General features: G+C 68.2%; 19 protein-coding genes. 8 read left to right on the plus strand and 11 right to left on the minus strand.

The window, feature by feature from the left end:
• Nucleotides 1-105 precede the first annotated feature (105 nt).
• On the plus strand, nt 106-720 hold the full coding sequence (locus ASD79_RS04585) for a DUF1134 domain-containing protein (protein ID WP_056719818.1): 615 nt from the start codon (nt 106-108) through the stop codon (nt 718-720).
• A gap of 139 nt (nt 721-859) precedes the next feature.
• Here the strand turns inward: ASD79_RS04585 and ASD79_RS04590 are convergent, their stop codons facing one another.
• Nucleotides 860-1,390 carry a gamma carbonic anhydrase family protein gene (locus ASD79_RS04590; RefSeq protein ID WP_056719819.1) on the minus strand — a complete coding sequence of 177 codons (531 nt, stop codon included), beginning with the start codon at nt 1,388-1,390 and terminating at the stop codon, nt 860-862.
• Nucleotides 1,391-1,721: 331 nt separating this feature from the next.
• Between ASD79_RS04590 and ASD79_RS04595 the strand changes: the two genes are divergently transcribed.
• The 3 genes from ASD79_RS04595 to ASD79_RS04605 all read left to right on the plus strand — a co-directional run bounded on the left by ASD79_RS04595 (nt 1,722) and on the right by ASD79_RS04605 (nt 5,125).
• Nucleotides 1,722-2,507: a PhoH family protein gene (locus ASD79_RS04595; RefSeq protein WP_156400357.1), complete on the plus strand. Its 786-nt coding sequence runs from the start codon at nt 1,722-1,724 to the stop codon at nt 2,505-2,507.
• A 212-nt stretch (nt 2,508-2,719) separates the two neighbouring features.
• The gene (locus ASD79_RS04600) at nt 2,720-3,028 is read left to right on the plus strand and encodes a hypothetical protein (RefSeq protein WP_056719821.1); all 309 of its coding nucleotides are present in this window, start codon (nt 2,720-2,722) and stop codon (nt 3,026-3,028) included.
• A 108-nt stretch (nt 3,029-3,136) separates the two neighbouring features.
• Complete coding sequence (locus ASD79_RS04605; protein ID WP_056719822.1) at nt 3,137-5,125, plus strand: OPT family oligopeptide transporter; 1,989 nt, start codon at nt 3,137-3,139, stop codon at nt 5,123-5,125.
• Nucleotides 5,126-5,240: 115 nt separating this feature from the next.
• On the opposite strand, the gene ASD79_RS04610 is transcribed toward ASD79_RS04605, so the two are convergent.
• Both ASD79_RS04610 and ASD79_RS04615 read right to left on the minus strand, forming a co-directional pair.
• Nucleotides 5,241-5,927: a GNAT family N-acetyltransferase gene (locus tag ASD79_RS04610; protein WP_056719823.1), complete on the minus strand. Its 687-nt coding sequence runs from the start codon at nt 5,925-5,927 to the stop codon at nt 5,241-5,243.
• Nucleotides 5,924-6,565 carry a TetR/AcrR family transcriptional regulator gene (locus ASD79_RS04615; RefSeq protein ID WP_082584794.1) on the minus strand — a complete coding sequence of 214 codons (642 nt, stop codon included), beginning with the start codon at nt 6,563-6,565 and terminating at the stop codon, nt 5,924-5,926. Before ASD79_RS04615 ends, ASD79_RS04610 begins: the two co-directional genes overlap by 4 nt.
• Nucleotides 6,566-6,634: 69 nt before the next feature.
• Here ASD79_RS04615 and ASD79_RS04620 point away from each other — a divergent pair, with 69 nt between their 5' ends.
• On the plus strand, nt 6,635-7,900 hold the full coding sequence (locus ASD79_RS04620; protein WP_056719824.1) for an MFS transporter: 1,266 nt from the start codon (nt 6,635-6,637) through the stop codon (nt 7,898-7,900).
• Nucleotides 7,901-8,017: 117 nt separating this feature from the next.
• On the opposite strand, the gene ASD79_RS04625 is transcribed toward ASD79_RS04620, so the two are convergent.
• Entirely contained in the window at nt 8,018-8,227 is a 210-nt protein-coding gene (locus ASD79_RS04625; RefSeq protein ID WP_056719825.1) for a DUF3126 family protein, read from the minus strand.
• 51 nt (nt 8,228-8,278) lie between these two features.
• The gene (locus tag ASD79_RS04630; RefSeq protein ID WP_056719826.1) at nt 8,279-9,238 is read right to left on the minus strand and encodes a LysR substrate-binding domain-containing protein; all 960 of its coding nucleotides are present in this window, start codon (nt 9,236-9,238) and stop codon (nt 8,279-8,281) included.
• Between the two features lie 71 nt (nt 9,239-9,309).
• Here ASD79_RS04630 and ASD79_RS24545 point away from each other — a divergent pair, with 71 nt between their 5' ends.
• Both ASD79_RS24545 and ASD79_RS04635 read left to right on the plus strand, forming a co-directional pair.
• Entirely contained in the window at nt 9,310-9,453 is a 144-nt protein-coding gene (locus ASD79_RS24545; protein WP_200952273.1) for a hypothetical protein, read from the plus strand.
• A 7-nt stretch (nt 9,454-9,460) separates the two neighbouring features.
• A complete protein-coding gene (locus ASD79_RS04635; RefSeq protein ID WP_056719827.1) occupies nt 9,461-9,889 on the plus strand; it encodes a GFA family protein in 429 nt (142 codons plus the stop codon).
• A gap of 268 nt (nt 9,890-10,157) precedes the next feature.
• On the opposite strand, the gene ASD79_RS04640 is transcribed toward ASD79_RS04635, so the two are convergent.
• The 5 genes from ASD79_RS04640 to hfaA form a co-directional block, all read right to left on the minus strand.
• A complete protein-coding gene (locus tag ASD79_RS04640) occupies nt 10,158-13,073 on the minus strand; it encodes a pitrilysin family protein (protein WP_056719828.1) in 2,916 nt (971 codons plus the stop codon).
• Nucleotides 13,074-13,393: 320 nt separating this feature from the next.
• Complete coding sequence (locus ASD79_RS04645; protein ID WP_056719829.1) at nt 13,394-13,735, minus strand: endonuclease domain-containing protein; 342 nt, start codon at nt 13,733-13,735, stop codon at nt 13,394-13,396.
• A 751-nt stretch (nt 13,736-14,486) separates the two neighbouring features.
• Entirely contained in the window at nt 14,487-15,674 is a 1,188-nt protein-coding gene (hfaD, locus tag ASD79_RS04650) for a holdfast anchor protein HfaD (protein WP_056719830.1), read from the minus strand.
• Nucleotides 15,643-16,653, minus strand: a complete 1,011-nt coding sequence (hfaB, locus tag ASD79_RS04655; protein ID WP_056719831.1) for a holdfast anchoring protein HfaB — start codon at nt 16,651-16,653, stop codon at nt 15,643-15,645. Before hfaB ends, hfaD begins: the two co-directional genes overlap by 32 nt.
• Nucleotides 16,643-17,104, minus strand: a complete 462-nt coding sequence (gene hfaA, locus ASD79_RS04660) for a holdfast anchoring protein HfaA (protein WP_056719832.1) — start codon at nt 17,102-17,104, stop codon at nt 16,643-16,645. Before hfaA ends, hfaB begins: the two co-directional genes overlap by 11 nt.
• A 214-nt stretch (nt 17,105-17,318) precedes the next feature.
• Between hfaA and ASD79_RS04665 the strand changes: the two genes are divergently transcribed.
• A complete protein-coding gene (locus ASD79_RS04665) occupies nt 17,319-17,750 on the plus strand; it encodes a CBS domain-containing protein (protein WP_056719833.1) in 432 nt (143 codons plus the stop codon).
• Between the two features lie 72 nt (nt 17,751-17,822).
• Here the strand turns inward: ASD79_RS04665 and ASD79_RS04670 are convergent, their stop codons facing one another.
• Nucleotides 17,823-18,263 carry an Rrf2 family transcriptional regulator gene (locus tag ASD79_RS04670; RefSeq protein ID WP_056719834.1) on the minus strand — a complete coding sequence of 147 codons (441 nt, stop codon included), beginning with the start codon at nt 18,261-18,263 and terminating at the stop codon, nt 17,823-17,825.
• Nucleotides 18,264-18,476 lie beyond the last annotated feature (213 nt).

Raw genomic sequence — 18,476 nt, forward strand, 5'->3', positions numbered from 1 at the left:
TGGGGGGAGGAATTGTCCATGCTTAACCACGCATTAAGCTACAGGCCGCAAACCCGACTCAAAGGCTTGCGACTGTGACGCCTGTCGGAATCACGAGAGTTACCCATGGACCGCCGCAAGTTGATCCTTTCGGGCATCGCCACCGCTGGCCTCGGCGGCTGCGCCAGCACCGCGCAGACCCGGCCCCCGGGCGATCCGGGCACGGGCGCCGCGCCGGCCTACGACACCGGCGCGGCGGCGACCTATTCGGCCGACGAGATCATCCGCAGCGGCTCCGACTTCCTGGGCGTGGCGGCCGAGACGGTCGGCGGGGCGGTCGAGCGGGTGTTCCGCGACAACGGCCAGCCCACCGGCTACATCGCCGGCGAGGAGGGCTCGGGCGCCTTCGTCGCGGGCCTGCGCTATGGCCGGGGCCTGCTCTACATGAAGGGCCGACCGACCCTGGAAGTGTTCTGGCAGGGGCCGTCGGTGGGCTGGGACTGGGGCGGCAACGCCAGCCGGGTCTTCACCCTGTGCTATAACCTGCAATATCCCGACGCCATCTTCCGCCGCTTCCCGGGCGTCGAGGGCACGGCCTATCTGGTCGGCGGCCTGGGCGTGAACTACCAGCGCGCCGACACCATCACCCTGGCGCCGATCCGGGCCGGCGTCGGCCTGCGCCTGGGCGCCAACGCCGGCTACCTGGCCTATAGCCGGCAGCGGAACATTCTTCCGTTCTAGGCGGGTCCTCCCCCTCTGGGGGAGGCGGCCGAAGGCCGGTGGGGGGAGTTTGGGCAGGTTGGTCACGCGGGCCGCCGAGATCGTATCGCTCCCCCCTCCGTCGGCTTCGCCGACACCTCCCCCAGAGGGGGAGGAAGGCTCAGTCCACCCGTTCGAGCTCCGTCCGATACCGTTTCCAGTTCTCCACATAGTGCAGCGCCGAGGCCCGCAGCACGATCGCGTGCTGCTCGCCGATCTCGCGCACCACCTTGCCCGGCGCGCCCATGACCATGGAATTGTCCGGGATCTCCTTGCCCTCGGTGATCAGCGCCCCGGCCCCGATCAGGCAGTTCTTCCCGATCTTCGCCCCATTGAGCACGATCGCGCCAATGCCGATCAGCGAGCCGTCGCCGATCGTGCAGCCATGCAGCATCACCATGTGGCCGATCGTCACATTGGCCCCGATGGTCAGTGGGCTGCCCACGTCGGTATGCAGTACTGAGCCGTCCTGAACATTGCTGTTCTCGCCGATATCGATCGGATCGTTGTCGCCGCGAACTATTGCGCCCCACCAGATGCTCGAATTCTTGCGCATGATGACGTTTCCCATCACGGCGGCATTGGGTGCGATCCAATATTCGCCTTCCGGAGGAAGCGAGGGACCTAAGGCGCCCAAGGAATAGACAGTCATCCGTACACCCCGTGTTCTAAAAGCAGGCAAGGCCTTAACGGCTCATAAACCATGTCGCACCCATTGTATTTGTGCGATTCGAGGGGGAACACTCTCTTATCGGGATTGATTCTTTCCTCGTGTCCCGCCGCGCCCGATCTCCGGTCGCGGCCTCCCGATGACGGAGACCATGGGTGTCGGTTTTGGGGTTTCGGCGTCTTGTTTCGCTCAGAGGGGCTGCTCCCTCCGGAGCCATCTCCGAACCGCCGGGCCGTTCACGCGCCTCCGTCTCATCTCCTCCCACCTGCTCCAAGGACGACGCCATCCGGCCTCGTCCTTTTTTCATGCCTGAATGGAGGCTTTCATGACCAAGCGAGCTCTCAAGCGGATGGTGCGCGAAGGCGCGAATGACGCCGGCCGTTACGACGACGACGCCAAGGTGCGTCGCCTGCCGGTGGAGCATCGCAGCGCCTGGTCGCCGTTGAGCGGCCCAGGGCATGAGGAACGGGACCAGAGCTATCTCAAAACGATCAAACCCAAATCGCCAGGCCAGGCGAGCCTCATGGAGGCGATCGACGACAAGAACCTGATCATGGCCCTAGGTCCGGCCGGCACCGGCAAGACCTACATCGCCATCGCCAAGGCCGTGGAGGCCCTGGAGGCCGGCAAGGTCGGCCGCATCGTCCTGTCGCGCCCCGCCGTCGAGGCCGGCGAGTCGCTGGGCTACCTGCCGGGCGACATGGAAGAGAAGCTGGCCCCCTATCTGCGGCCGCTCTACGACGCCATGAGCGACCGGCTGTCGGTCAAGCGGATGCGGGCCCTGATGGCCGAGGGGGCGATCGAGATCGCGCCGGTCGGCTTCATGCGCGGGCGCACGCTGAACAACGCCTTCGTGGTCATCGACGAGGCCCAGAACTGCACCTACATGCAGCTGAAGATGCTGCTGACCCGGCTGGGCTGGAACTCGACCATGGTGGTGACCGGCGACCCGAACCAGTCCGATCTGTTGCCTGGCATCTCAGGCCTGGGCGACGTGGCGGAGAAGTTCGAGGCGATCGACAACATCGCGGTGGTCCGCCTCGCCGATCGCGACATCGTCCGCCATCCGCTGGTCGCGGAGATGCTGGGCGTGCTCTGAAACCCGGACGCCGTAGACGGCGCCCGATGACCGATCAGGAGCGGGCCCGGTCAGACCGGGCCCGCTCTTTTCCTTTCTGGGCTTGGGCTTTGGCGAGAATTGCGTTGCGCGCGAGACCCGGAAGGATCATGCTTCCAGAGGTTGAACCCGTGGGCTCAGTGTGTGTCGCGGGCGGCCGAATGGATCGGATCTTTCAAACCAGGGGACACCGAATGTCGTTGATCAGAACCGCCGCGATCACCGTGGCCATCCTCGCCGCCGCTTCGCCGGCCTTGGCGGACCAATTCGTCGTGCCGCAGTCCGGCGCCGGCGCGATGAGCCCGCTCGATATGATGGGTCGCCAGCTGACCGCGATCGCCGGCGCGAAGGCGACCAGGGTGCAATGGAAGCGCGCCGTGAAGGCCGCCGACATGATCAATTCCAACCGCTGCAAGGACGCCTATCTGTACGCCGTCAGCGAAAGCGACGATCGGCTGGCCAAGCGGGTCTACGAGGTCTGCACCACCATCTCTCGGTCCTAGCCTTGAGGTCATAAACGACCGCAAAACCGCGAAATGCGGAACAAGACTTGAGTTCAGGGCGGTCGGACGTGCAAGGTCCGACCGCCTTAACTGTTTCGGGACCCCTGCATGTCGTCCGACGCCGCCGCGACTCCTCGTTCGGAGTTCACTACCCGAGGGGTCCTGCTCGGGATCGCCATCACCGTCATCTTCACGATGGCCCAGGTCTATCTGGGCCTGAAGGTCGGCCTGACCTTCGCCACCTCGATCCCGGCCGCCGTCATCTCGATGGCGCTGCTGCGGATGTTCCGGACCGGCACCATCCAGGAAAACAACATCGTCCAGACGATCGCCTCGGCGGCCGGGACGCTGTCGTCGGTGATCTTCGTCCTGCCGGGCCTGCTGATGATCGGCTGGTGGAGCAAGGTGCCGTTCCTGGCCACCTTCGGCGCCTGCCTGGTCGGCGGCATCCTGGGCGTCATGTACACCATCCCCCTGCGTCGGGCCCTGGTGACCAATTCCGACCTGCCCTATCCGGAAGGCGTCGCCGCCGCCGAGGTGCTGAAGGTCGGCACCGGTTCGCGAGCCGGCGCGGCCGAGGGCCAGGCGGGCCTGGTCGCCGTGGTGCTGGGCACCGTCGCCTCGGCCCTGTTCGCCGCCCTGGCCGCCGCCAAGATCTTCGCCGCCGAGGTCGCGGGCTACTTCAAGGCCGGGGCCGGCGCGACCGGCCTGGGCGCGTCCAGCTCGCTGGCCCTGATGGGCGCGGGCCATCTGATGGGCATCACGGTCGGCGTGGCGATGTTCGCGGGCCTGGCCATCGCCTGGGGCGTGCTGGTGCCGGTGATGACCAGCCTGCATCCGATGCCTGACGTCTCGGTGGCCAAGCACGCCCTGACCGTCTGGAAGACCGAGGTGCGCTTCATGGGGGCCGGCGTCATCGGCGCCGCCGCCATCTGGACCCTGGGCAAGCTGGCCGTGCCGATCTGGTCGGGCTTGGTGTCGGCCTTCGAAGCCAACAAGGCCCGCAAGGTCGATGGCGCGGTGATCCCGCGCACTGAACAGGACATCCCGATCAACGTCGTCGGCCTGGTGTCGTTGCTCCTGCTGGCTCCAGCGGGCTGGTTCCTGGCCCACTTCCTGACCGGCGGCCCGATCACCAGTCTGGCCGCGCCGCTGGTGGCCATCGGCATCGGCTATGTGCTGGTCGCCGGCCTGCTGGCCGCCGCCGTCTGCGGCTATATGGCCGGCCTGATCGGCTCGTCCAACAGCCCGGTCTCGGGCATCGCCATCCTGACCGTTCTGGGCGCCTCGCTGATGGTCGGCGTGGTCGGCCGCGGCGTGATCGGTCCCGACATCGCCAAGGCCCTGGTCGCCTACGCCCTCTATGTCACCACCATGGTGCTGGCCGTGGCCGTCGTGGCCAACGACAACCTGCAGGACCTGAAGACCGGCCAACTGGTCGACGCCACGCCGTGGAAGCAGCAGGTGGCCCTGGTGATCGGCGTCGTCGCCGGCGCCATCGTCATCCCCTTCGTGCTGGAGCTGCTGAACCAGTCGAACGGTTTCTCGGGCGCGGCCAATCTCAACACCGTGGCCGGCGCGACGCCGCTGGACGCTCCGCAGGCGACCCTGATCTCGACCCTGGCCAAGGGGGTGATCGCCCACGACCTGAACTGGACCCTGCTGGGCTACGGCGCCCTGATCGGCCTGGGCCTGGTGCTGGTCGACATCGTCCTGCGCAGGAGCAGCAAGGGGCGTTTCAGCCTGCCGCCGCTGGGCGTGGGCCTGGCCATCTACCTGCCCAGCGCGGTGACCGCGCCGGTCGTGGTCGGGGCCCTGGCCGGCTGGATCTACGACAAGGTCGTCGCCAAGGACCGCATGGCCGAGCCGGCCAAGCGCCTGGGCGTGCTGGTCGCCTCGGGCTTCATCGTCGGCGAAAGCCTGTTCAACGTGGCCCTGGCCGTGCTGATCGTCGCCACCCAGAAGGCTTCCCCCCTGGAGGTTCCGTTCGCGCCGCCCGAGCACGTGGGCATGATCTTCGCCCTGATCGCCGCCGTGGTGGTGGTGGTCGGGCTGTATGGCTGGGCGCGCAAGTCGGCCAACAAGATCCAGGCCTGATCGGGTTGGCTTGATCGAACAAGGGACCCGGAGGGCGAGCGCCTTCCGGGTCCTTTTTTTGTTTCGGGTCATCCCTTGATCCGCTCATCCCGGCGTTCGCCGGGATGAGCGGAGTTTAGAGGGGCGCCAGCACCGTCAACACCTGCTCGCACCGGAACCGGAACCCCAGCGCCTCATAGAGTCCGATCGCGCCGGCATTGTCGGCGTAGCTGTGCAGGAACGGAGTCTCGCCGCGCGCCCGGATGGCGCCGGCGACATGCAGCATCAGCCGCGCCGCGTAGCCCCGGCCCCGGAAGTCCGGATGGGCGCAGACGCCGCTGACCTCGGTGAAGCCGTCGGGGCGCAGGCGCTCGCCGGCCATGGCCGCCAGCCGTCCATCGACCTTGACGCCGACGAAGTCGCCCAGCTCGTGGGTGCGGCGGAAGAACGGGCCCGGCTTGGTCAGGGTGGCCAGGGCCAGCATGTCCGGCGCGTCAGCCTGGGTCAGGGGCTGGATCGCGAAGGTGACCGAGGCGGGGGCGGCCAGATCCTCGGCGACCATCTGCCAGCACAGCGCGCTGGACACGACCCGGGTCCCCGGAACGGGCGGCGGGTCGAACCGCTCGACCAGGCCGACGTCGCCGCCGTGGGCGCGCACCAGCTCGCCCAGCGCGGCCAGGCTTTCGGGCGATTGATCTTCCGTCCCGGCGAACAGGCCGAAGTCGGGGTCCATGCGCCGCGCGCCGCCGCCGACCACGGCGAGGTGGGATTGACGGCCGATCAGCGCCGACCAGGCGGGGCGATCAAGGGGGTGTGAGGTCATGCCGTATTCTCGGCCCGACAATAGACTTCGATCAACGCCTTGATCGCCCCGACCACGGCCAGGGCCGGCTTGTCGTCGTCCTCGAACATCTGGCTGGAGGTGAAGACGCCTTCGATCAGCAGCATCATCGCATCGCCCAGCGCCCTGGGATCGGACGCGCCCATCTGCTCGGCCTTGGCCCGCAGCCGGTCCCGCAGCTCCAGCTTGTGGGCCTGCGACACCGCCCGGCCGACATGGTCGCGGTCCGGATACTCGACCACGGCGTTGGACAGCGCGCAGCCGCGATAGTCGGCCCCGCCCGACCGCACCGCCAGGCCCTCGAAATAGCCGACCATCTGGGCTTTCGGGTCACCCGGAAACGCCGCCTCGGCCGCCTCGAAGCGATCCCAGAAGCCCAGCTCGACCTCGCGCAGCACGGCGGCCACCAGGTCGTCCTTGGACTTGAAGCTGCGATAGAGGCTGGGCTTGGTCACCCCGGCCTTGGTGACGATCTCGTCCACCCCGACCGCCCGGATGCCCTCGCGGTAGAACAGCTCGCGGGCGGTGTCGAAGATGCGCTCGGCGGCGCGCGGCCCCGGGCCGTAGGGCCGGTGGTGTTCGGGGATGTCTTGCGACGTTTCTGGGACAAGTTTCGTCATGGCGCTTGACGATGTTACTTACCGGTACGTATAGGCGACAGCAACCCCCGTACCGATCGGTGACATCGCATGCAGATCCTCCGTCGCACCCTCGGTTCCCGCTACGCCTTCGTCGTGGCCGGCGTCACGTTCCTGGCGCTGTTGTCGGCCGCTGGCCTCAGGGCGGCGCCGGGCGTGCTGATCCTGCCGCTGGAAAAGGCCTTCCACTGGGATCGCGGCACGATCTCGACAGCGGCCGGCATCGGCATCTTCCTCTACGGCTTGACCGGGCCGTTCGCGGCGGCGCTGATGCAGTCGTTCGGCGTGCGGCGCACGGTCAGCCTGGCCCTGGTGCTGATGGCGGTGTCGACGGCGCTTTCGGCCTTCATGACCCAAAGCTGGCAGTACGTGGCCACCTGGGGCGTGATGGCCGGGTTCGGCAGCGGCGCGGTGGCCATGGTGCTGGGGGCGACGATCGTCAATCGCTGGTTCGTCGAGCGGCGTGGCCTGATGCTGGGCCTGCTGACAGCGGCCACGGCCACCGGTTCGCTGATCTTCCTGCCGGCCATGGCCTGGATCGCCGACCAGGGTGGCTGGCGGCCGGTGGTGCTGACCGTCGCCGCCGTCGCCGCGATCATGGCTCCGATCTGCTGGCTGCTGATCCCCGAGAGCCCCGACGCCATCGGCCAGCGACCCTACGGCGCGCCCGACGACTGGGTCGCCCCGCCCAAGGGCTCGGCCTCCAACGCCCTGGTCGGCGCGTTCGGCGCCCTGGCGCGGGCCAGCAAGACCCGCACCTTCTGGCTGCTGTTCGGCGGCTTCTTCATCTGCGGCCTGACCACCAACGGCCTGATCGGCGTGCACATGATCGCCTTCTGCGGCGACCGGGGCATGCCCGAGGTGCGGGCCGCCGGCCTGCTGGCGCTGATGGGGCTGTTCGACCTGTTCGGGACCACGGCCTCGGGCTGGCTGACCGATCGCTACGACCCGCGCAAGCTGCTGTTCATGTACTACGCCCTGCGCGGGCTCTCGCTGATCTACCTGCCGTTCTCGGATTTCTCGATCATGAGCCTGTCGGTGTTCGCGGTGTTCTACGGCCTGGACTGGATCGCCACCGTGCCGCCGACCGTGCGGCTGGCGACGGAGGCGTTCGGCGACCGCGACGGACCGATCGTCTTCGGCTGGATCGGAGCCGGCCACCAGTTGGGCGCCGCGACGGCGGCGATCGGCGCGGGCGTGATCCGCGCCCAGTCGGGGCAATATATGGAGGCCTTCATCATCGCCGGCCTCGCGGGCCTGCTGGCGGCGGGCGCGTCGCTGATGGTGCGGCGGACTTTGGTTGTGAGCGCGGCGTGACTTGCCCCCTACGGGTCGCTTCGCGACCGTCTTCCCCCAGAGGGGGAAGAGCGCTCCGCCCCCTGTGGGGGCGGACAGACCGCGAAGCGGTCAGGTGGGGGCAAGTCGGAAGCCGAACTAGCCTTCCAAATCTTCCGCCAGGATCGCCATCTCGAACATGAACGAGCCGTCCTCGTCCTCGTCCTGGAAGATGACGCCGATGAATTCGCCCTTCACCTCGACCTCGGCGGAATCCTTCTGCTTGGGACGGGCCTTGAGGACGATGTGGGGGTTGCCGAAGGTGCGCTTCAGATGGCCTTCGAGCTTGGCGATGGTGGCGGCGTCCATGACGGGCTCCTGGTCTCGGTGGGGCGCCGGGGCGCTGTGTGTCGGCGGAAACTAGATCGCCAACCGCGAAAGTGTAAGGGGTTTTGCGCCTTTGGCCGGTCCCGCCTGTTGAGAACCGGGCGGTGGCGGGGTCGCCGCGCCCTGGGCCAGCAGCCAGTCGCGGAACCGGCGGGCGGCCTTGGTGGCCTTGCTCTTGGGCGTCAGGGCGCAGATCAGGGCCCGTCCGGGGATCAGACCCAGCGGGGCCACCAGCCGCCCGGCGGCCAGGTCGCCCTCGACGAAGGCCCACGGGCCCATGGCCACGCCGAGGCCGGCGGCGGCCGCTTCCAGCATGTAGAAATAGTGGTCGAACTCGCGGTTCACCTGGGCTGGCGGCAGGGTCAGGCCCGCGGCGGCCTCCCACTCGGCCCAGCTTTCGATGAAGGTTCGGGTGTGGAGGCGGGGCAGGCGGGCCAGGGCCTCCAGGTCGCCGGCCTTGGCGGCGAGGGCCGGCGACACCACCGGTCCGACATGGTGCTTGAGGAACGGCGTGACCTCGGCGTCGGGCGAGGGCGGAGCGTCGGGCAGGCGCATGCGGATGGCCAGGTCGATCCCGTCGGCGCGGAAATCGAACGGGCCGTTGGACTCCACGATCCGCACCGGGATGTCGGGATGGGCGGCCACGAAGTCCGGCAGGCGCGGGATCAGCCACTTCATCGCGAAGGTCGGCAGGCACGAGACCACCAGCGCGCGGTCGGCGGCGGCGACGGGGCGGGGAATGGCGGCGTCGATCTGGTCGAAGGCCAGGGTCAGGGCCTGGGCCAGGGTCACGCCCGCCTCGGTCAGCACCAGCCGGGTGCGCGGTCCTTCGGTCAGCGGCGCGCCCAGGTGCTCTTCCAGCTGGCGGATCTGGCGGCTGATGGCCCCATGGGTGACGCACAGCTCGTCGGCCGCCAGGGTCATCCGCCCGCGCCGGCCGAACGCCTCGAAGGCGCGCAGGGCGTTGAGCGGCGGAAGCGAGCGGGCGGCCATGTGACGAAACCTCACAGATGAGCGCTGATAAGTCGTTATCCGGACGGACGCAACCGGCGGATAACCGGGTCATGAGCAAGCCCGCCCCCCACAGCGTCACCCTCGCCCAATGGCTGGCCGTGCTGGCGGTGTGGGGGCTGGCGGCCTACGGCGCGCTGGCCGGCAAGCCGGTAGAGGCGCGGCGGGATCAGGTCAGCCTGATCGCCTGCCGGTAGGTCCGGCATGGTGGCGACAAGCAAACGCATCGCCGCCTGCGCCTGCTCTCAGCTGCAACTCCTGTGCATGGGCCAGCCCCGGCGCGTTTCCATGTGCCACTGCGTGGACTGCCAGCGCCGGACGGGCAGCGTCTTCAGCATCGCGGTGTTCTACGATCGCGGTGCGGTGACCGTGTCGAAAGGCGCGGCGCGGACCTTCACCCGCGACTCCGCGAGCGGTTTCCCGGTGACGTTCCATTTCTGTGGCACATGCGGCTCGAACGTCTTCTGGGAGCCCGCTCGGATGCCGCACCTGATCGGGGTGGCGATCGGGGCCTTTGGCGACCCCGGTTTTCCCCAGCCGGAACAGTCGGTCTGGACCAAGGACAAGCACGCTTGGCTGACCCTGCCCGATGGCATGCCCGCCTTCGAGGTCAACCCGCCGCCACGGGCTTGAAGCGAACGTTAGAGCGTTCGTCTCTTGGCTTGAATCCCCACATCCGCTCATCCCGGCGAATGCCGGGACCCAGATGGAATGGCTTTGAGACTGACGCCAGGGGCGCTGAACCCCTCCAGTCATCCACACCGCTACAGGATCTGGGTCCCGGCGTTCGCCGGGATGAGCGGAGTTTGGGGCGGGAGCAGACCAACTCAGCCGGCGAATGCTAGGGACCGGTTTTCCTCCGCTCACCCCGGCATTCGCCGGGATGAGCGGATCAAGGGGATTATTTCTCCGGCTTGACGATCATCGTCCACGACTTGTCGTCGCCCAGGAACTCCTGGGCCGCCTTCTGTACGTCGGCGACCGACACCCGTTGCAGGCCGGCGATCACCGAACGGGTGGAGTCCAGCAGGCGCGGGTCGGTCTGGGCGCCCGACAGGGTTCCCAGCCAGTACTCGTTGGTCTCGCGGGCCTTTTCGATCTGGTCGATGCGCGGCTTCTTGGCCCGGTCCAGCTCGTCGGCGGTGACCGGCTTGTCGCGCAGGTCGGCGGCGATCTGGCGGATGCTGGCGACGATGCCGTCCATCTTGGCGGGCGGAGCCTCGACGCTGACCGCCAGATAGCCCCAGTGGTCGAAGGTGACGCTGGCGGTGGCCGAGGCCGAGGGCGAATAGGTGGCTCCCTGCTTCTCGCGAAGTTCGTCGGTCAGCCGCAGCTGCATCACCTGGGCCAGGATCTGGGTGTTGCGGGCCCGCTGCAGGTTGGCGAACAGGTCGTCGGTCCGCCAGGCCATGAACAGCTGGCCCTGGTCGGCGCGGCCCTTATGGAAGCGCACCACCGGCGTGGCCGAGGGGGCGGGGAAAGGGGCCTTGTTCGCGCCGGCCGGGGCGGGGGTGTCGGTGCGGGTCGGCAGGGCGCCGAAGGTCTCGGCCACGGCGGCGATCGCCTTGTCGACCGTGATGTCGCCGACTATCACCACCTCGATGTCGTCGGTGGCCAGGGGCTTGTCGATCGCGGCCTTCAGTTGGTCGATCGCGGCGCCGGCGATCTGCTGACGGGTGGGGAAGGTCCAGCGGCCGTCGCCGCCGTGCAGCAGCCCGCCCAGGTCGCGGCCCATCACGCCGCTGCTGGTGGTCTCCATCTGGTCGTGGATCGTGCTGTAATAGGTCTTGATGCGGGTGAAGGCCTCGGGCCGCCAGCCGCCCTCGGTGGCGTAGGCCGCCAGCACCTGCAGCTCGGTGGACAGGTCTTCGGGGCGGGTGCGGCCCGACAGGCTGAAGGCGTCGTCCTCGACCCCCAGGCCGGCGTTCCACACCTTGCCGTTCAGCACCCGCTCCATGTCCTGGGCGCTGATCTGCTTGAGGCCGCCCTCGATATAGGCAGAGCCGGCCCACAGCGGGCTCTGGACGTCGGTCGGCAGGTCCAGCAGGCCGTGGCCGACGCGGGCCTTCACCAGAATCTGGTCGTCGCGGAACTTGGTCGGCTTGACGGTCAGGCGCACGCCGTTGGCGAAGCGCACGAAGACGGTGTCCAGGTCGGTGATGTCGCGCTGCTCGGCGACCGCGCCGATCGCGCCGAAGCTGGCATAGGGCCAGGTGGTGATCCCCGGCGCGGCGGGGGCGGCGACTGGGGTCTTGCCGGAGGCGACATAGGCGTCGGCCACCGTCTTTTCGGCCCCCTCGATGGCGACCCCTTCAATTGGGGTGGGCGTCGGGACGGTGATCAGCGGGCCGCTGCCGGCGAACTGCGCCTTGAGCACGGCCGACACGGTGTCGGCGGTCAGGCCCTTAACGGCTTCGTCGAACACCACCAGGTTCTGGGACGGGCTGGTGACGACCTCCTTGTCGCCCAGCGAGCCGACGATGGCGCCGGCCAGGGCGGTGGTGCGCTGGGTGGCTTCGCCCGCCGCCGCGGCCACGAAGCCTGAACGCATGGCGGCGATCTCGCGGTCCAGCTCGTCCTGGCGCACGCCGTACTGGGCGACGCGGCGCTGTTCCTGGTCGAGGGCGGTCATCGCCTCCTTCCAGCGTCCGGGCTGGGCGGTGGCGGCCAGGGTGGTGATCTGGGCGGCGTGCTCCTGGTCGTTCTGCATGGCCACGCCGACGATGAACGGCGGGTCGTCCGAGCGGGTCAGCACCTGCAGCCGGCGGTTCAGCACCGAAAAGCCCAGGGCCTTGACCAGTTCGGCCTTGTCCTTGGCGCGGGTTTCCAGCTCCAGGTCCGGCGGGGTCACCCACGACATCTGCACCGACAGCTGGGCGCCGGGCTCGACCAGCACCTTGGCGGTCAGGCCACGCTTGGCGACGGCGCCGAGCGCCGGCTTGACTCCGGCCGGACCCTGGCCCTTCCAGTCACCGAACCGGGCCTTGATCTTGGCTTCCATGGCGTCGACGTCGAAGTCGCCCACGGCGACGACCACGGCGTTCTCGGGCCGGTACCAGGCTTCGTAGAAGTCGCGGATGCGCTGGGCCGGGGCGGTCTTGAGAATCTCGGCCTGGCCGATCGGCAGGCGTTCCGGCGGCCGCTGGCCGGCCAGCTGGAAGGCGAAGGTGTTGACGAACACCCGGTAGCCGGGCGTGTCGCGGCTGCGCTCCTCCGACAGCACCACGCCGCGCTCGCGATCGACGGCGTCGGGGGCGATGGTCAGCTCGCCGGCCGCCTCGCGCAGCAGCATCAGCGAGTTGTCGACGGTGTCGTCGTCGGTCTTGGGCAGGTCCAGCTGGTAGGCGGTCTCGCTGAAGCCAGTCGAGGCGTTGGTGTCGGCGCCGAAGGCCAGGCCGTGGCGCTCGAGGATCTTGGTCATCTCGCCTTCCGGCACGTTCTTGCTGCCGTTGAACGCCATGTGCTCAAGGAAGTGGGCCAGGCCCTGCTGCTCGTCGGTCTCCATCAGCGAACCGGCGTCGAACCACAGGCGCAGGGCGGCCTGGCCGGGCGGGGTGGCGTTCTTCTGGATGGCGTAGCGCATGCCGTTGGGCAGCACCCCGAACCGCACCCGCGGATCGGGCGTCACGTCGGACACCGCCTGGGGCCACTGGCCGGGCTTGACCGCATCGATCGTCGGGCCGGCGGGCGCGGCCGGGGCGGGCGCCGCCGTCGCGGTCGGGCGGGCCTGGTCCGGCTTGATTTTCGAGATCGTTCCGCAGGCGGAAAGGCTAAGCCCGGCGGAGAGAACAAGCGCCAGGCGCGAAACGCGGATCATGGATGACCTTGGGGGTGATCGATATCGGTCCGCCACCTTGGCCGTGCGACGTGACGCAAGCAAGGCGCCGCCGGGGCGGTCCTGCCTCATTGGCGGTGACGGGCGTGGGCGGCTCGGTAGCCGAGGGTTGGCGCCGTCCGAGCAGTTCCCAACGTATGTGTCTCAATGGAGGGAAAGTATCGCCGGTGGCGGGGCCGTGGAGTGGCCGAAAGGGGTGTGTGTGTGCTTCTGGCTGCACACGACCGTTTGCGGACGCTCCTGTACCCCTCTCTCTTAGAGAGAGGGAGGGGCCCGCCGCGAAGCGGTGGGAGGGTGAGAGGTTACACCCTCTCCGACCGGAGCACCGCCAGGATGTCGTCCGCTGTCCCGCCCGGGTCGGCCAGGACCCGCTCGTTGCGGAACCTCACCACGCTGTATCCGAACAACTCCAGGATCTCGGTGCGACGACTGTCATGGACCTCGCGACCGTCATGGGTCGGGCCATCCAGTTCCACGATCACCTTGGCCGCCTCGCAGACGAAATCGGCGAAGTAGCGGTCGATCGCCACCTGCCGCAGGAACTTGAACCCGCCCAGGCGGCGATTGCGCACGAGGGTCCAGAGCATCTTCTCGGCCAGGGTCTGGTTCCGGCGCGGACGACGGGCGTTGGCGGTCTTGTCCATGGCCAGAGCCTGGCCCGGGAGACTTGGGAATCGAGATTTTCCGGCAGCGGTGAAACCTCTCACCCTCCCACCGCCTGCGGCGGCGGGCCCCTCCCTCTCTCAAAGAGAGAGGGGTTTCGAGGGGGATCGAGCGGTAACTATCCCCGCCAGAGCCGACGAAAACCCAAACGATCTCAACGCCCTGAAAAATAATCAGCGTCACCAACGCGCCAGCACTTGCACCCCGCCCATACTGGACCCCGTCTCCGTCGCGGAGGAGGGCGCTTGGTACCGACCCGAAGCGGCGATGGAGATGGAACCGAGCGGGGCCGCCTGGGCCTGGCGATCGGACCGCGGCGGNGTCTCCGTCGCGGAGGAGGGCGCTTGGTACCGACCCGAAGCGGCGATGGAGATGGAACCGAGCGGGGCCGCCTGGGCCTGGCGATCGGACCGCGGCGGGTGGCGGAGCTCAGAAGGCTCCAAGGCTTGTCGGGGACGATGGCGGGACAGGCGGGTCGACGGGGCCGGGAGGTTCAAACCGGCCTGTTCCAGGATCTGTCGGAGTCGCTGACGGCCCCTTCCGGGCGACTTTGATCCTGCCCGTCCGAGGGGGAACAGTCGCCGTCCCTCGAGAACAACGGTTTCGCGGAGCGGTCGGTCCACGCCGAAACGCAAACACAACACTCACGGTCTCCGGGCTTGGCCCGGCCGCTCCGCGCCTCCTCAACCAACTCGCAGCGAAAGCCCGAGGTCGATGGATCGTATCCGCCGCCTAATGCCCCGAGTTCGTCACCGAGAAGCTGGCGTTGTTGCCGGTCGCCGTGGCCACCCCGACGATCGAGCGGCCACCGCCGCCCATGGTGATGGTCGAGCGGGCGCTGACGTCGACATTGTTGGACTGGCTGTTGGTGGCGTTCATCGTGCCGCTGCACTGGTTGCAGACATAGCCGGTGACCGCGTTGCCGATCGCCGTGGCCGAGGCCCCGGCGTCGTAGCCGTTATTGCCCTCGAAGCTGGCGATCACCTCGACGCCGCCGCCGTCATTGACCTGGACGTTGTCGAGCACCAGGCCCGGGCCGTAGTTGCCCGCCATCACCGAGTTGCCGACCCCATAGGCCGTGGCCTGGGCGGAGCCGAACTCGTAGGAGGTCTCCTGCGCCTGGGCCCGCACATAGGCGGTGTTGTACTGGTGCGAGGCCACGTCCAGCAGCGGGCCCGTATTGGCGGCGTTGAGGTTGTTGCCCGAGGCGGTGGCCGCCGTGACGGTGGTGTTGCTGTTGCCATAGGCGGTGAACTGGGTGGCGGTGACATTGGCCGCGCCGTTGTTCTGGTCGGTGATCACCCGGGCGGCCGACTGGTTGGCGCCGTTCAGGTCGATGTTGTTGCCGGCCGCGGTGCCCGCCACCACGGCGGTCCCGGCGACATACTGGATGATCGCCCCGCCGTCGGCGGCGACGTCGGCCTGGTTGTTCTGGCTGACCCGCGCGCCCATCGAGCCGTTGTTGAGGGTCAGACCCTGGCTGTTGCCGGCCGCCAGGCTGCTTTCGACGACGTCGCCGGCCTGGGCGGTCTCGCCCTCGATCTGGCTGCGGGCGGTGACCGCGCCGGTGTTGGTCTGGACCATGAAGCCGGTCAGCGTGCCGGCGGCCGCCGTGGCCGTGCCGCTGTTGCCGACCGCCGTCGAGGTGACGGTGGCGACGCCCATCGAGTCGCTGACATTGACCACGCCGTGGGCCAGGACGCCGCCCCGGTTGTCCTGGTTGGAGGTCAGGCCGCCGTCGGCGCCGTAGACGGTCATGCCGAACGTGTTGCCGCCCGCCGTGGTGGGGGCGGAGACGTCCTCGGCGGTGACGACGTTGAGCGTCTGCTCGGCATTGATGTCGCCGAGGTTCAGCTGGTCGTTCGAACCCTGGCTGGGAACGGTCTGGCTAGTAGCGACCCCGGCCAGCATCACGCACATTGGGATCGCTGCGATCATTCCAGCGAGACGGGTCTTCGCGGGTTTGCGCATTGTTGGTTCCCAGGTTGTTGTAGGCGGGGACGAAGGCCCCGGTCGCCCCGACCGTATTGGCGGCGTAGGGGTCGTACTGCAGGCAGCTTTGCGGGCCGGGCATGCCGTAGAGGTTGGCGCTCATCTCGATCGCCGCCCGCTCGATCAGCGAGCGCACGGCCAGTTGCATGGGCTCCAGGGCCCCGCGGCCGGCGGAAATGTCAAAGATGTTGCCGTTGAGGAAGTCGAACACCCCGGCGCTGATCTCGCGGCCGACCACCTGCTTCTGGTAGGAGATCACGTCGACCACCTCCAGCGTGCGGGTGTTGATCAGCCGCAGGTCCAGGGCGATGTTCATGATGAACACCCGGCGGCGGAAATTGCCCTTCAGCCCGTCGGTGTCCTTGTCGCCGACATAGGCGTCAACGCCCGCCGAGCGGATGTTGTAGTTCAGCTCGGTGATGCCGCCGGCCACGTAGAAGTCCGAGCCGGGCACCTGGCCCGCCAGGATCTTGCGATACTCGGCCGGCACGTCGGCCCCGGGCTTGGGGTTGTCGGAGATCAGCTTGTTGTTGGCGTATTTCAGCTCGTACTCCGACACCGAGGTGTCGAAGCGCTCGACCATCGGCATGCCGGCCTTGGCGAAGGCGGTCATGGCCAGCAGCGAGGCGCCTTGCGTCACCTTGCGGCCCGAGCCGTCGGACTCTTCCTTGCCGGTATAGTCGGCGATGCGGCCGATGGCGACGCGCGGGGCCACGACGCGGTTGGTGCGCGCGTACTGGGCCAGGCAGACCAGGCCCGCCGTATAGGGCGTGGGGTTGGCGGTGACCGGCGCCGAGCCGATCGGCGTGGCGTAGTTGCCGTTGCCCATCGGGGTCGGCACGCTTCCGCAGGCGCTCAGCGCCAGGCAGGCGCTCGCCAGCAGGAGGGAGAGGCGCTTAGCGGCCATTGCCCGAGCTTCCGTTGTTGACGTTGGTTCCGGCGCTAACGTTGCCGTTGTTGGTCTGGGTGGAATTGACGATCACCGTGTTGTTGTTGCCCTGGGTGATGACCGTCAGGTTGTTGCCGATCGCGGTGGAGCCGCCATAGCTGCCGTAACCGCCGACCCCGGAGTAGCTGTCCAGCGAGCCCGACGAATGGCTGGAGGAGTAGACGCTCTGGTCGGCGCCGGTCAGCATCACGCCGTCGACGATCACCCGGTTGCCGTTGGCGTCGCGGGTCGAATACTGGACGACGTGGTTTTCCGAGCCGGCGACGCGGCCGTAGCCGGCGTTGAACCCGGCGGAATTGGTTTCCATCGACTGGGCCTGGGCGACGCCGGTGGCGGACAGGGTCAGAATGGCCGAGCAAAGGGCCAGCGACAGGTCGCCACCCGGCAGTTTCTTCTTCTGATTGACCATCTCAACCCCCGCGAACGCCGACACGAGAGGGTTAAGCAACCCTCGTGCCAAAATCGGACAGCGTTCGGTGTAACCCCAAAGGTCTCGCGATTTGGTTAAGGTGAATCGCCGTGTGGTGACCTGGGGTCGAACCGCGACACTAATGCAGCCCATTGATCCGGGACGCGCTTTGCGAGACCCTCGTCAAAACGAATTTGTCAGGGAGGATTAGGCTTTGCTGGTTTCTCAGATCCTGAAAGACAAAGGTGATCTCGTGTTCACCGCCTCGCCGAACGAGACGGTGGGCGCGGCGGCGGCCCTGCTGCATACCCGCAAGGTGGGCGCGATGGTCGTGCTCGAGGATGACGAGACGATCGCCGGCATCCTTTCGGAACGCGACATCGTGCGGGTGATCGCCGAGGAAGGGGCCGCGGCCCTGACCAAGCCGATCTCGGCCTGCATGACCCGCGACGTGGTCTTCGCCCAGCCCGAAGAGACGGTCGACGCCCTGCTCGAACGGATGACTGATCGGCGGATTCGCCACCTGCCCGTCTGCAAGGGCAAGCGCCTGGCCGGCATCATCTCGATCGGCGACTTGGTGAAGTACAAGATCCGCGAGACTCAGGCCGAGGCCGACGGCCTCAAGGCCTATATCGCGGCGGGCTGACCGGCCGTCGTGGGTGGGGCCGGGAAGGCCCCGCGCCACACTCTATATATAGGGCGCGCTATATGGAGTGCGTCAGCGCCCTGACTCGCCCAGCAGTTCGGCGCCCGAACCGTTGACCGCGTCGGCCAGGCTGTAGCCCTCCAGAACCGCGGCGGTGGCGTCGCGGGCTCGCAGCAGGGCTTCGCGCAGCGCGCAGGTCGCCAGGTCGCGGCAGTCCTCGCAGCGCCGGAAGGCCGTGCGGCTGACGCAGGGGGTCAGGGCCAGCGGCCCATCGACCAGGCGGATGATCTCCGCGAAGCTGATCTCCCGGGCGTCCCGTCCCAGCAGGTAGCCGCCGAACTTGCCGCGCCGGCTGGCCACCAGGCCCTGGCGGGCCAATGCAAGAAGAATGGCCTCCAGGAATTTGCGGGGCGCGTCGGCCCGCACGGCCAGTTCGCCGGCCGTGACCTGGCCGCTCTCGCGGGCCAGTTCGATCATGGCGCGCAGGGCGTAACGGGCTTTCTGGGACAGCATGGGTGCGGGGCCTCTCTATATATATAAAGGTCTATGGAGGCAGGGGAGGGGATGGCGCAAGCGGCCCGTGAGCGGCGCGCTCCTGGATCCATGCACAGATCCGCGCACAGGATAAGGCCAGCGTACGATTGATCCGATCGCTTTTGCGGTTGCGACTCTCCGGGGCGCTGGCTAAACACCGCCCTCGCTTCGGGGCCAACGCCCGCCGGACGG

The organism is Caulobacter sp. Root655, assembly GCF_001427665.1.
Classification (GTDB): Bacteria; Pseudomonadota; Alphaproteobacteria; order Caulobacterales; family Caulobacteraceae; genus Caulobacter.

Bases quoted from the DNA above. Each gene is read 5' to 3' on its own strand.
- ASD79_RS04585 (WP_056719818.1), top strand. From the start codon at position 106: ATGGACCGCCGCAAGTTGATCCTTTCGGGCATCGCCACCGCTGGCCTC.
- ASD79_RS04590 (WP_056719819.1), bottom strand. From the start codon at position 1,390: ATGACTGTCTATTCCTTGGGCGCCTTAGGTCCCTCGCTTCCTCCGGAA.
- ASD79_RS04595 (WP_156400357.1), top strand. From the start codon at position 1,722: ATGGAGGCTTTCATGACCAAGCGAGCTCTCAAGCGGATGGTGCGCGAA.
- ASD79_RS04600 (WP_056719821.1), top strand. From the start codon at position 2,720: ATGTCGTTGATCAGAACCGCCGCGATCACCGTGGCCATCCTCGCCGCC.
- ASD79_RS04605 (WP_056719822.1), top strand. From the start codon at position 3,137: ATGTCGTCCGACGCCGCCGCGACTCCTCGTTCGGAGTTCACTACCCGA.
- ASD79_RS04610 (WP_056719823.1), bottom strand. From the start codon at position 5,927: ATGACCTCACACCCCCTTGATCGCCCCGCCTGGTCGGCGCTGATCGGC.
- ASD79_RS04615 (WP_082584794.1), bottom strand. From the start codon at position 6,565: ATGACGAAACTTGTCCCAGAAACGTCGCAAGACATCCCCGAACACCAC.
- ASD79_RS04620 (WP_056719824.1), top strand. From the start codon at position 6,635: ATGCAGATCCTCCGTCGCACCCTCGGTTCCCGCTACGCCTTCGTCGTG.
- ASD79_RS04625 (WP_056719825.1), bottom strand. From the start codon at position 8,227: ATGGACGCCGCCACCATCGCCAAGCTCGAAGGCCATCTGAAGCGCACC.
- ASD79_RS04630 (WP_056719826.1), bottom strand. From the start codon at position 9,238: ATGGCCGCCCGCTCGCTTCCGCCGCTCAACGCCCTGCGCGCCTTCGAG.
- ASD79_RS24545 (WP_200952273.1), top strand. From the start codon at position 9,310: ATGAGCAAGCCCGCCCCCCACAGCGTCACCCTCGCCCAATGGCTGGCC.
- ASD79_RS04635 (WP_056719827.1), top strand. From the start codon at position 9,461: ATGGTGGCGACAAGCAAACGCATCGCCGCCTGCGCCTGCTCTCAGCTG.
- ASD79_RS04640 (WP_056719828.1), bottom strand. From the start codon at position 13,073: ATGATCCGCGTTTCGCGCCTGGCGCTTGTTCTCTCCGCCGGGCTTAGC.
- ASD79_RS04645 (WP_056719829.1), bottom strand. From the start codon at position 13,735: ATGGACAAGACCGCCAACGCCCGTCGTCCGCGCCGGAACCAGACCCTG.
- hfaD (WP_056719830.1), bottom strand. From the start codon at position 15,674: ATGTGCGTGATGCTGGCCGGGGTCGCTACTAGCCAGACCGTTCCCAGC.
- hfaB (WP_056719831.1), bottom strand. From the start codon at position 16,653: ATGGCCGCTAAGCGCCTCTCCCTCCTGCTGGCGAGCGCCTGCCTGGCG.
- hfaA (WP_056719832.1), bottom strand. From the start codon at position 17,104: ATGGTCAATCAGAAGAAGAAACTGCCGGGTGGCGACCTGTCGCTGGCC.
- ASD79_RS04670 (WP_056719834.1), bottom strand. From the start codon at position 18,263: ATGCTGTCCCAGAAAGCCCGTTACGCCCTGCGCGCCATGATCGAACTG.